We start from the raw sequence: 11,010 nt of genomic DNA, 5'->3' as shown, positions 1-11,010 counted from the left end.
AGTGACTAGAGCAAAGTGGTGTTCCCAGCTGGCATCGTTGAGGCTCCACACCACGCCGAGGTTTTCCAAGGCCACAATGCGCTCGGAGCTGATGGTACCCACGCGGTACGCCCTGCGCTGGGTCTGCAACCAGGTCCCAAGGTGAAGGCCTTGGTAGGTGCATCCATCTGGAGCATTCACGTGGCCATACTCTTCTCGGTAGGATTCTAATATCGAGAAGGCGTCCTTCCATGATCGTTTCTGGTCTCCCATGAGATTCCAGCCTTCTCTAACGACGCCACCCGTTCGGGGCTCAGCTGTCCACGCCTGTACTTCATCCGTTGTTTGCCTACCCAGACACCCAACGGGACACCATCGGTCACAAAAGACTGGGGCAACCTCTACATTGCCGTGCTGATCCCGATAGAGCAGCAACAGATCGTATCGCTTCGCCCACAGGCTTTGATGATGAGGCATCCACTCCATGCCAAGGTCAGCCAGCCGCGCGGCACGATCCGCGGCAGCTTTCCTTTTGCTTGAGATTCTCGTTGGGTTTTAACCCACCGACCAAGACTCATGCCACGAAAAATGAGGGTGTTCTTCACCTCCACAGTCCCATGAACATCTCGATAGTCCTCTAAGAGCAAGAACATTTCATCCCACACCAGATCACGGACGGTAGCGGTCTTCAGTGGAGATTAATCAGAGTAGTCATACTTCTTAGGAGGCAACTGCGGACTAATTATCACGCAACTCCTCAGAACTCGTTTCCGACGAGCTGCGGTTAGGCGGCGAGTAGGTGCCGGTCCCAGGCGCTGAGTTCGCCGTAGTCGTCGGGGACCCAAGAATCCATTCGGAAATTTCCTGGTCGTAGATGTCTTCCTCCCGGATCACCGGCTCAAGGAAGCGTTCGAGATAGCGTGCCAAGCCTGTCGTTGGCCCGTATCAGGGAGCACTGGTATTCATAGTCTTCTTGAACACCCAACCACTCCGCAATATGCCGCAAGTTGGTGGCGTGGAGGATCTGCCAAGCCCCGTGGTGTCGCTCGATCATGGACACCTCCGCCAGCGTCATCAGTTCCTTATGGACGGTGGGCCGGCTAAGACCGTTGCCCGCACAATATCCGCTGTGGTGGGGGAGTGGCGGCCACGTTCGATGGCTTCATAAACAAGTGCGGCTGGGGCACCCAGTGCCCTGAACACGGGGCGAATCCGTAGATCTTGCCCTTACGCCAGGCATGAGCTTTCGCAACGTCCTTCCACTGCTCTGGCAACCCCAACAGGTAGCTATCAGCGTGGCGGCCCTGGCGTCCTGAAGCTTGGAGAGCATTCCACCGGAGTGCCTAACCAGGCGGGGAAGAAGCGGGCAATAGTGCCATGGTGCTTACCCATCTCCCTAGCAAAAGACCGGCACCCCACATCAACCAATAGAGTTCCTTTAGCCCTAGCGAAACCAATCACAGCGCGCAGAAGGAACCGCAGGGTGATACCTTCACGCCCAGTTTCAGCTAGACGTTGGTCAAGGATCGCGTAGAGCACATTTTCAAGATCATTGATTTCAGCCATCACCGACGCGGGGAACGAACCTCAGCAGTGCCCCCGCCGTGGGTTAAGGGATGGCCTGTGTCGCATTTATTGCTATATTCTTTCCCAGCATTAGGGACTCCCTGTTTCTGGCTACCCACGCTTGGGCTTTGTCCATTCGAGGGGCAACAGCCGGCCTAGGTGTGCCATGTCTTGGTAGAGGGCAGCGAGACCAGCGAAGTCAGTTGTCAGGCGTTCCTGAACTTGGGGAAGAGTGATCGAGAAGTTAGAGAGGTGGACAGGACAGCCATACGAGCTTCCGAGGCGCTCTTGTAGCGGGCAGTGTCGTAGATCCCGGTGCGGGCAACCTTACGCAACACCGATGTGCCGCGAGCCGACAGAAGGCCGGTAGTTCTGGGTGTGGTGGCCACGGTCAGACCCGCTGTGGTGCGGGCATCTTTGCGTGTCCGCACCTGGCGGATAGATGCAGCCAGTGCGCGACGCAGGGCAGCCACGGCGGTGGCAGGGTTGCGTAGGCGCATGATGTCGTACGCCTCGTGCAGGGGAGTGTCGAGGACCTGGTGGCCCGTCATGGACTTATGCCAAGAACCCGGAGGGCGGATACAACCATCGGTGATGTTCTGGTGTGGTCCAGGGTCAAGACTCGGGAAACGAGACGCGAGAGCTTCCACAAGCTCGCGGGCATCCTCGGCCGCCAAACGTTCTACCAAGGGAATGTAGATGTGACGGCCACCGCTGGGAGAGTGGTCTGCCACGAACCGAAGCCCACACGAAGTCACTAGTGCGCTGATGGCGGCCGCGTCAGCATCCACCACGCCTTGCAGAGCTTTGGAAGTATCAAGATCCAAACACAATGTCTGCACGGATCCATCCGAGCCGTGAACCATGACGGCGGCCGCGCGGTTTGGCAGCGATCGTGTAATGCGAGGCGGGACCAACCGGGGGCGAGGGTACTTTCCTGCCCTCGTGGCAAAACGCATGACGGGAGCGCCGGCTATCAAGGACGCCAACGAGGCCCATGCCTGAGCATGGACAGATGCCTCGACTGACACTCCGTGTGTGTCAACTGAGCTGGTTGTACCCAAAAAAGCATGTGCGTGTATGATGGAGTTATTCCTTAGCAAGAGCGGGCATGACAAAGCCGCTGTTGTCGAACTAGTTTGAAACGGATTCCGGGAAGTTTCACGGTTTCAAACTAGAGAGTTTTTCAGTCAAGGCCCGCCTAGTGCGGGCCTTCTGCTTTAAGAAGCCTGCGCGATAGGCAAAGCCCCCTGCGTGCGTAGTTGTTCGAGGTCAACGGCATCGAGGTGGGCTTCGATGATGGGCGCCATGTAGTCGATACCATTTGTATCGAGAATTTCGAGCAGCTCAAAGAGCTTCGCAGTCCGCTCCATGTCGAGCTTGACTGTGAACGAATGCCGTTGTCCCTTGGAGGGTCGGCCAATACGAGATTTCGTCACTGGTGCCATAGGGTCAATTATGTGCGTTTCATCAAATGAAAATGGGCATTTGGCAACCGTTGGCGTGTCATCCGGTTGGACTCGCTGACAGGCGTGACGAGATTGGTCGCTACGAAGTGAGTCCTAGTCTTGGCACGGGACGCAGTTGACATGGTTTCCCTCTCTGCTCGTCGCTTGCCTCTAACACTAAGAATACATCTAAAGTGCAATTCTACGCTTTATCAGTACTTGGGTGCTCCATGCCCTGGCAACCAGGCAGCAGCTTCTAGGTCTTGTAGGTGCTTGAATGCAAGACCGGCGGCAGCATTGTCACCCTGAAAAATTTCGTGAAGCATTTGGGGTCCACTCTCCGAAGAGATTGCATGCCCGGTTACCCAAGCGTCACCAGTCGCAATCGCCATTCCGTCTTGGAGATTGAAGGCAGCATGGCCCGGGGTATGCCCTGGCGTCATGATCACCCTAGGACTCCCTGGCAGATCCAGCCTGTCGTGATTATGGAAGACCCCAGTCGGTTCCAGGGACACCTTTGTCAGGCCTCCAGCTTGTATCGCATCGTGCATCCAGACGGACACAAGTGGATCACCCTGGAGAGCAAGTACGTCATCAAGGGTTACCTGGGAAGCTACTACTCCCCGAAGAACATCTGCCTCTTGGTCGCTACAAAGAACAGGGATTCCGTACGTGCTCGACAGCAACTGGAGGGGGCCTACATGATCCACGTGAGCATGGGTGACCAAAATTGCAGTGCAATCGCTCCAAGACAGGTCCAGATGCGAAATGGATTTCTCGACATTGGCCAGATCTGCGGGGTATCCACAATCGATCAATGTGAAATCTCTGCCCTCCGTGGCGACAACCCAATTTGAACCCGGACCTTCAAAGTGATGGATTTGGTCAGCAACGGTTGTGGCTCGTTCAGCAGCTACCCAGTTTTCAAGACTCAAGGCAGCAGCTTCCCTGTTGATTCTTTAGCCACTGCTCGAACGAGGGCGCCACGATTTAGGCGAGCGGTTTCGGTATCCATGATGACTACTCCGTGAGATTGCAGCACTTCGAGGGCCTCCACAATCGACCCTTCCTTGAGCTGAGTTGCCTGTTCTATGTCCCTTGCAGATAGGGGCTTAGCTGATCTTCCGATCGTCCTCAGAACGATTGTGCAAGCCTCACTGAAGAGGGGCATTGCAGGATCACTTGGGAGGCAGTATTGGGTTTCACTCATGGATATCTCCGGGAGGTCTGTCATCGGAAACAGCCAACCGGGCATCCGCCAGGAGAGCATCAGTTCTGCAACTGCAGAAGCGAGATTAATTCCAGCGGTTGCATGAAAAATAAGTCAAATTGGTCACTTTCAGGCTGTCAAACGTGGATGCCAGTGTTTCTCCGGTAGGTTTGTATCCCTTCTTGAAGCCCGCGCTCCCTAATTCCTCCCGCGAATCCGGGCAATCGTTCCGGTTCGTTTAGGCTTACGGAGCCTTGGAGATCCTGACCTGAATGCAAGTGATGAGGGATGGAACCTTAGAACATTCATCCGATTGGACAGTTTTTGCGTTCAAGTGCGTAGATATTTCATCCGATTGGACAGTATTACCTGCGCTCTCTCCAAAAGTGCTCGAATTCGCGTACCAAAATCGGTGAATCGCACTCTTTATAGGTAGGGCATGAGGATTCTTCCGACCCATGACAGTTGGGCCCTAACGGCCGTAAAAGGATATTGAGAGGTGCCGGATGGAAAATGTGGAGTTGAGCGCAGCCGCTTGGATTCTGGTTGATGTCCTTGAGACGGGGGCGCTGGGCCTACTTTCTGTTGGTAGTTCCCATTTTCCGGGTTCATCAGTTAGGAAGAACCTGGACCAGAGAGCCAGATTGCTGCTCATGGAGAACCTGCGCACTGCAATCCAGCAAGGATCCTTGGTTGACAAGATTGAGGTCAATGAAGGGGCGACATGGCGAGTGCTCGTGGAGCCTATTAGGTCTCCAACCACGGGCCAAGTGGTGGCAGCGCATTGCATTTATGCTGCCCCGGATACAGCGTTGCCTCCTAAGCCAATCATCGGTTCCTTGGAATGGAAGATCGACCCAAAGACGGGTGCAATTGAATCCGAGTGGAATGCTGGGATGTACGAACTTTACGAACTCGTCCCTGACGCCGGACCTAGCCCAACTGGCGATATGACGCAGTGGGTCAATCAGTTCATTGCTCCCGAAGATCAAGCCATCATGAAGATGACGATTGACGCCTCTATCTCCGCTCATGACGGGGAACGGTACATCGTTTCTTACCGGATCAAAAACCGGTGGAGAAGACGGTGGCGTGAAGATCCTGCAAGTATCGGGGCGAGTCACCACATCCCCACTCAACGGATCAATATGGTTGCGAGCCATCACTCGGGAGATTGGCTCTATGGCATCAAGCATCATGCCGGAAGGTCTGAAAGTCGACACCTCAGGCCTTCTTCAAGCCCTGTTGAACCTCAGTGATGACATGATTTTCTTCGCTGTTGATTCCACAACCTGGCAAATCTTCATGCCCTCGCCCAACTTGGAAAGTCATGGGCTGGCCGTCGGCGAGGGCGGGTTCCTGGCAAATATGATTGCCCCTGCGGATCTTCAAGATTGTCTTGTGTACCTGACCAAACAGCTGACAGCAACCGCACCACTAGCATCCAGAAGGAAATTCAACTTCCAAACAGTTTCCGGGGTCAACGTGCCTATGACTATGGCTTCAGAGCCCTTTGCCACCGAGACGGACAAGGGTCGATACATAGCTTGCCGGCTTGTTCAGGAAGTCAATTCCCGCTGACGTAGTCCAGCCAAGCCTGTTGTAGCTCGTCACAACGGGCGGTATCAAGAGTGAACACTATGGCCCGTCTGCCCTGTTCTGAACGTAGCCGAGGCTTAATGACCCCCGTGCTTTCGAGCACGTCGAGGGCCCCGTTGAGGGTGGTGCTCAAAATGTTCAGGGAAGCCCGGATCTCAGCCTTCGTCGCGCCTTCAGGGCGCGATCGCAGAAAACGGACAACCCCAGCTCGCACACTGTTTCCCAGTGCCTGCACCGCAGCTTCAACGAGATCAGACCAGGCGGGATCTTCAGTGCGGATAATTCGGGGCATGTAGTTCATCATACGACCTTTCGCGTATAAGCGGTCGACACAACACATTGCAGATACCTCATGTGCGATCGAATTTCAATGTCTTAAATGTTGTTTACTTCTTAAACATAATCTACACTTAAAACATCACCAAGACAGTTTGAACCCGAGTTTGGACCCGTAGCGGTCTTTAAGCGTGAAATAACCATGACTGGAAGGCACGACTCCAACGCCTTTGTGTCAGCCAAGTCGTCCCGCGGAGAGCATAAAAGTCGACAAGTTCCCTCGCCGACAAAGAAGGCTACAGCCGGGACAGGATCGAAATTGATCACCCGTCTGACAGCGTGCGCTAGATACCTCCACGGTCGATACCTCAACACCCTTGATAGGACATACCTTCATGACGACTCCGGCAGTGGGCTCTACTTCTTTGTTCTCAGACGTAACACCAACACGACCGCTAACAGCTAAGGAACAGGCTGCTGTTCAGCTCACTCGACGAATCAGAATCAGTCTAGAAAGCGCCTACACACTGATTGTCGAAGCGTTTGAGTCCCGTGCGTGGGAAGCCCTTGGTTACCAAAGCTGGGATATGTACTGCAAGGGCGAATTCAGTGGCATGAACCTCCAACCACCTCTGGAGCAACGCGAACAGGTCATATTGTCGCATGCGTGAGGCAGGGATGTCCTCACGAGCAACCTATAATGGATTCTGCGTAACTCGATACTTCAGGAAGCTACTCGACCGTGGCAGGTAGATGCTCTTCGCCAGCGGAATTCTCTCTACCAGGTGTTGGCATGATGCAACACCTGGTAGATTCGCGCATTTCGAAGCAGTCCTGGGCCACGGTCGAGTCTAGTGAATAGCTCAGTCGCAGCAACCTAATGGCTCGTGAGGACATCCCTGCCTCACGCATCGGACAATATGACCTGTTCGCGTTTGCTCCAGAGGTGGTTGGAGGTTCATGCCACTGAATTCGCCCTTGCAGTACATATCCCAGCTTTGGTAACCAAGGGCTTCCCACGCACGGGACTCAAAACGCTTCGACAATCAGTGTGTAGGCGCTTTCTAGACTGATTCTGATTCGTCGAGTGAGCTGAACAGCAGCCTGTTCCTTAGCTGTTAGCGGTCGTGTTGGTGTTACGTCTGAGAACAAAGAAGTAGAGCCCACTGCCGGAGTCGTCATGAAGGTATGTCCTATCAAGGGTGTTGAGGTATCGACCGTGGAGGTATCTAGCGCACGCTGTCAGACGGGTGATCAATTTCGATCCTGTCCCGGCTGTAGCCTTCTTTGTCGGCGAGGGAACTTGTCGACTTTTATGCTCTCCGCGGACGACTTGGCTGACACAAAGGCGTTGGAGTCGTGCCTTCCAGTCATGGTTATTTCACGCTTAAAGACCGCTACGGGTCCAAACTCGGGTTCAAACTGTCTTGGTGATGTTTTAAGTGTAGATTATGTTTAAGAAGTAAACAACATTTAAGACATTGAAATTCGATCGCACATGAGGTATCTGCAATGTGTTGTGTCGACCGCTTATACGCGAAAGGTCGTATGATGAACTACATGCCCCGAATTATCCGCACTGAAGATCCCGCCTGGTCTGATCTCGTTGAAGCTGCGGTGCAGGCACTGGGAAACAGTGTGCGAGCTGGGGTTGTCCGTTTTCTGCGATCGCGCCCTGAAGGCGCGACGAAGGCTGAGATCCGGGCTTCCCTGAACATTTTGAGCACCACCCTCAACGGGGCCCTCGACGTGCTCGAAAGCACGGGGGTCATTAAGCCTCGGCTACGTTCAGAACAGGGCAGACGGGCCATAGTGTTCACTCTTGATACCGCCCGTTGTGACGAGCTACAACAGGCTTGGCTGGACTACGTCAGCGGGAATTGACTTCCTGAACAAGCCGGCAAGCTATGTATCGACCCTTGTCCGTCTCGGTGGCAAAGGGCTCTGAAGCCATAGTCATAGGCACGTTGACCCCGGAAACTGTTTGGAAGTTGAATTTCCTTCTGGATGCTAGTGGTGCGGTTGCTGTCAGCTGTTTGGTCAGGTACACAAGACAATCTTGAAGATCCGCAGGGGCAATCATATTTGCCAGGAACCCGCCCTCGCCGACGGCCAGCCCATGACTTTCCAAGTTGGGCGAGGGCATGAAGATTTGCCAGGTTGTGGAATCAACAGCGAAGAAAATCATGTCATCACTGAGGTTCAACAGGGCTTGAAGAAGGCCTGAGGTGTCGACTTTCAGACCTTCCGGCATGATGCTTGATGCCATAGAGCCAATCTCCCGAGTGATGGCTCGCAACCATATTGATCCGTTGAGTGGGGATGTGGTGACTCGCCCCGATACTTGCAGGATCTTCACGCCACCGTCTTCTCCACCGGTTTTGATCCGGTAAGAAACGATGTACCGTTCCCCGTCATGAGCGGAGATAGAGGCGTCAATCGTCATCTTCATGATGGCTTGATCTTCGGGAGCAATGAACTGATTGACCCACTGCGTCATATCGCCAGTTGGGCTAGGTCCGGCGTCAGGGACGAGTTCGTAAAGTTCGTACATCCCAGCATTCCACTCGGATTCAATTGCACCCGTCTTTGGGTCGATCTTCCATTCCAAGGAACCGATGATTGGCTTAGGAGGCAACGCTGTATCCGGGGCAGCATAAATGCAATGCGCTGCCACCACTTGGCCCGTGGTTGGAGACCTAATAGGCTCCACGAGCACTCGCCATGTCGCCCCTTCATTGACCTCAATCTTGTCAACCAAGGATCCTTGCTGGATTGCAGTGCGCAGGTTCTCCATGAGCAGCAATCTGGCTCTCTGGTCCAGGTTCTTCCTAACTGATGAACCCGGAAAATGGGAACTACCAACAGAAAGTAGGCCCAGCGCCCCCGTCTCAAGGACATCAACCAGAATCCAAGCGGCTGCGCTCAACTCCACATTTTCCATCCGGCACCTCTCAATATCCTTTTACGGCCGTTAGGGCCCAACTGTCATGGGTCGGAAGAATCCTCATGCCCTACCTATAAAGAGTGCGATTCACCGATTTTGGTACGCGAATTCGAGCACTTTGGAGAGAGCGCAGGTAATACTGTCCAATCGGATGAAATATCTACGCACTTGAACGCAAAAACTGTCCAATCGGATGAATGTTCTAAGGTTCCATCCCTCATCACTTGCATTCAGGTCAGGATCTCCAAGGCTCCGTAAGCCTAAACGAACCGGAACGATTGCCCGGATTCGCGGGAGGAATTAGGGAGCGCGGGCTTCAAGAAGGGATACAAACCTACCGGAGAAACACTGGCATCCACGTTTGACAGCCTGAAAGTGACCAATTTGACTTATTTTCATGCAACCGCTGGAATTAATCTCGCTTCTGCAGTTGCAGAACTGATGCTCTCCTGGCGGATGCCCGGTTGGCTGTTTCCGATGACAGACCTCCCGGAGATATCCATGAGTGAAACCCAATACTGCCTCCCAAGTGATCCTGCAATGCCCCTCTTCAGTGAGGCTTGCACAATCGTTCTGAGGACGATCGGAAGATCAGCTAAGCCCCTATCTGCAAGGGACATAGAACAGGCAACTCAGCTCAAGGAAGGGTCGATTGTGGAGGCCCTCGAAGTGCTGCAATCTCACGGAGTAGTCATCATGGATACCGAAACCGCTCGCCTAAATCGTGGCGCCCTCGTTCGAGCAGTGGCTAAAGAATCAACAGGGAAGCTGCTGCCTTGAGTCTTGAAAACTGGGTAGCTGCTGAACGAGCCACAACCGTTGCTGACCAAATCCATCACTTTGAAGGTCCGGGTTCAAATTGGGTTGTCGCCACGGAGGGCAGAGATTTCACATTGATCGATTGTGGATACCCCGCAGATCTGGCCAATGTCGAGAAATCCATTTCGCATCTGGACCTGTCTTGGAGCGATTGCACTGCAATTTTGGTCACCCATGCTCACGTGGATCATGTAGGCCCCCTCCAGTTGCTGTCGAGCACGTACGGAATCCCTGTTCTTTGTAGCGACCAAGAGGCAGATGTTCTTCGGGGAGTAGTAGCTTCCCAGGTAACCCTTGATGACGTACTTGCTCTCCAGGGTGATCCACTTGTGTCCGTCTGGATGCACGATGCGATACAAGCTGGAGGCCTGACAAAGGTGTCCCTGGAACCGACTGGGGTCTTCCATAATCACGACAGGCTGGATCTGCCAGGGAGTCCTAGGGTGATCATGACGCCAGGGCATACCCCGGGCCATGCTGCCTTCAATCTCCAAGACGGAATGGCGATTGCGACTGGTGACGCTTGGGTAACCGGGCATGCAATCTCTTCGGAGAGTGGACCCCAAATGCTTCACGAAATTTTTCAGGGTGACAATGCTGCCGCCGGTCTTGCATTCAAGCACCTACAAGACCTAGAAGCTGCTGCCTGGTTGCCAGGGCATGGAGCACCCAAGTACTGATAAAGCGTAGAATTGCACTTTAGATGTATTCTTAGTGTTAGAGGCAAGCGACGAGCAGAGAGGGAAACCATGTCAACTGCGTCCCGTGCCAAGACTAGGACTCACTTCGTAGCGACCAATCTCGTCACGCCTGTCAGCGAGTCCAACCGGATGACACGCCCAACGGTTGCCAAATGCCCATTTTCATTTGATGAAACGCACATAATTGACCCTATGGCACCAGTGACGAAATCTCGTATTGGCCGACCCTCCAAGGGACAACGGCATTCGTTCACAGTCAAGCTCGACATGGAGCGGACTGCGAAGCTCTTTGAGCTGCTCGAAATTCTCGATACAAATGGTATCGACTACATGGCGCCCATCATCGAAGCCCACCTCGATGCCGTTGACCTCGAACAACTACGCACGCAGGGGGCTTTGCCTATCGCGCAGGCTTCTTAAAGCAGAAGGCCCGCACTAGGCGGGCCTTGACTGAAAAACTCTCTA

General features: G+C 53.9%; 15 protein-coding genes. 6 read left to right on the top strand and 9 right to left on the bottom strand.

Features of this window, described 5'->3' with window-relative positions:
• From BLV41_RS23160 to BLV41_RS23145, 7 genes are all read right to left on the bottom strand, one after another.
• A partial coding sequence (locus BLV41_RS23160; RefSeq protein ID WP_170835561.1) for a helicase associated domain-containing protein occupies positions 1-252 on the bottom strand: 252 nt, incomplete at its 3' end.
• Complete coding sequence (locus BLV41_RS23155; RefSeq protein WP_170835560.1) at positions 207-362, bottom strand: helicase associated domain-containing protein; 156 nt, start codon at positions 360-362, stop codon at positions 207-209. The genes BLV41_RS23160 and BLV41_RS23155, both read right to left, overlap by 46 nt.
• An 18-nt stretch (positions 363-380) precedes the next feature.
• Positions 381-644, bottom strand: coding sequence for a helicase associated domain-containing protein (locus BLV41_RS23150; protein WP_139244554.1), 264 nt, complete (start codon positions 642-644; stop codon positions 381-383).
• A 233-nt stretch (positions 645-877) separates the two neighbouring features.
• Positions 878-1,054: a hypothetical protein gene (locus tag BLV41_RS22255; protein ID WP_170835559.1), complete on the bottom strand. Its 177-nt coding sequence runs from the start codon at positions 1,052-1,054 to the stop codon at positions 878-880.
• Between the two features lie 697 nt (positions 1,055-1,751).
• A complete protein-coding gene (locus tag BLV41_RS21325) occupies positions 1,752-2,576 on the bottom strand; it encodes a hypothetical protein (protein WP_139244553.1) in 825 nt (274 codons plus the stop codon).
• Positions 2,577-2,765: 189 nt separating this feature from the next.
• The gene (locus BLV41_RS21320) at positions 2,766-2,993 is read right to left on the bottom strand and encodes a hypothetical protein (protein ID WP_139244486.1); all 228 of its coding nucleotides are present in this window, start codon (positions 2,991-2,993) and stop codon (positions 2,766-2,768) included.
• Between the two features lie 212 nt (positions 2,994-3,205).
• Positions 3,206-3,928: an MBL fold metallo-hydrolase gene (locus BLV41_RS23145; protein ID WP_170835536.1), complete on the bottom strand. Its 723-nt coding sequence runs from the start codon at positions 3,926-3,928 to the stop codon at positions 3,206-3,208.
• A gap of 781 nt (positions 3,929-4,709) precedes the next feature.
• On the opposite strand from BLV41_RS23145, the gene BLV41_RS21305 reads away from it, so the two are divergent.
• Both BLV41_RS21305 and BLV41_RS21300 read left to right on the top strand, forming a co-directional pair.
• On the top strand, positions 4,710-5,462 hold the full coding sequence (locus BLV41_RS21305) for a hypothetical protein (protein ID WP_074713835.1): 753 nt from the start codon (positions 4,710-4,712) through the stop codon (positions 5,460-5,462).
• 4 nt (positions 5,463-5,466) lie between these two features.
• Complete coding sequence (locus tag BLV41_RS21300; RefSeq protein ID WP_074713834.1) at positions 5,467-5,784, top strand: hypothetical protein; 318 nt, start codon at positions 5,467-5,469, stop codon at positions 5,782-5,784.
• Here BLV41_RS21300 and BLV41_RS21295 read toward each other — a convergent pair.
• Positions 5,771-6,094 (bottom strand): helix-turn-helix transcriptional regulator, encoded by a 324-nt coding sequence (locus BLV41_RS21295; protein ID WP_139244489.1) that lies wholly within the window; start codon positions 6,092-6,094, stop codon positions 5,771-5,773. The genes BLV41_RS21300 and BLV41_RS21295 overlap by 14 nt on opposite strands.
• Before the next feature lie 1,544 nt (positions 6,095-7,638).
• On the opposite strand from BLV41_RS21295, the gene BLV41_RS21290 reads away from it, so the two are divergent.
• Positions 7,639-7,962 carry a helix-turn-helix transcriptional regulator gene (locus BLV41_RS21290; RefSeq protein ID WP_139244489.1) on the top strand — a complete coding sequence of 108 codons (324 nt, stop codon included), beginning with the start codon at positions 7,639-7,641 and terminating at the stop codon, positions 7,960-7,962.
• On the opposite strand, the gene BLV41_RS21285 is transcribed toward BLV41_RS21290, so the two are convergent.
• Positions 7,949-8,689, bottom strand: coding sequence for a hypothetical protein (locus BLV41_RS21285; RefSeq protein ID WP_170835537.1), 741 nt, complete (start codon positions 8,687-8,689; stop codon positions 7,949-7,951). The genes BLV41_RS21290 and BLV41_RS21285 overlap by 14 nt on opposite strands.
• Before the next feature lie 711 nt (positions 8,690-9,400).
• Between BLV41_RS21285 and BLV41_RS21280 the strand changes: the two genes are divergently transcribed.
• The 3 genes from BLV41_RS21280 to BLV41_RS21910 all read left to right on the top strand — a co-directional run bounded on the left by BLV41_RS21280 (position 9,401) and on the right by BLV41_RS21910 (position 10,965).
• Positions 9,401-9,805 carry a hypothetical protein gene (locus BLV41_RS21280; RefSeq protein WP_139244487.1) on the top strand — a complete coding sequence of 135 codons (405 nt, stop codon included), beginning with the start codon at positions 9,401-9,403 and terminating at the stop codon, positions 9,803-9,805.
• A complete protein-coding gene (locus BLV41_RS23140; RefSeq protein WP_170835536.1) occupies positions 9,802-10,524 on the top strand; it encodes an MBL fold metallo-hydrolase in 723 nt (240 codons plus the stop codon). The genes BLV41_RS21280 and BLV41_RS23140 overlap by 4 nt, the downstream gene beginning before the upstream one ends.
• Before the next feature lie 213 nt (positions 10,525-10,737).
• The gene (locus BLV41_RS21910; protein ID WP_139244486.1) at positions 10,738-10,965 is read left to right on the top strand and encodes a hypothetical protein; all 228 of its coding nucleotides are present in this window, start codon (positions 10,738-10,740) and stop codon (positions 10,963-10,965) included.
• Positions 10,966-11,010: the final 45 nt, after the last annotated feature.

The organism is Arthrobacter alpinus (assembly GCF_900105965.1).
In the GTDB taxonomy this organism is placed as follows: domain Bacteria; phylum Actinomycetota; class Actinomycetes; order Actinomycetales; family Micrococcaceae; genus Specibacter; species Specibacter alpinus.
Note: the sequence above shows the minus strand (reverse complement) of the source record. Positions and strands in the feature narration are given on the sequence as shown.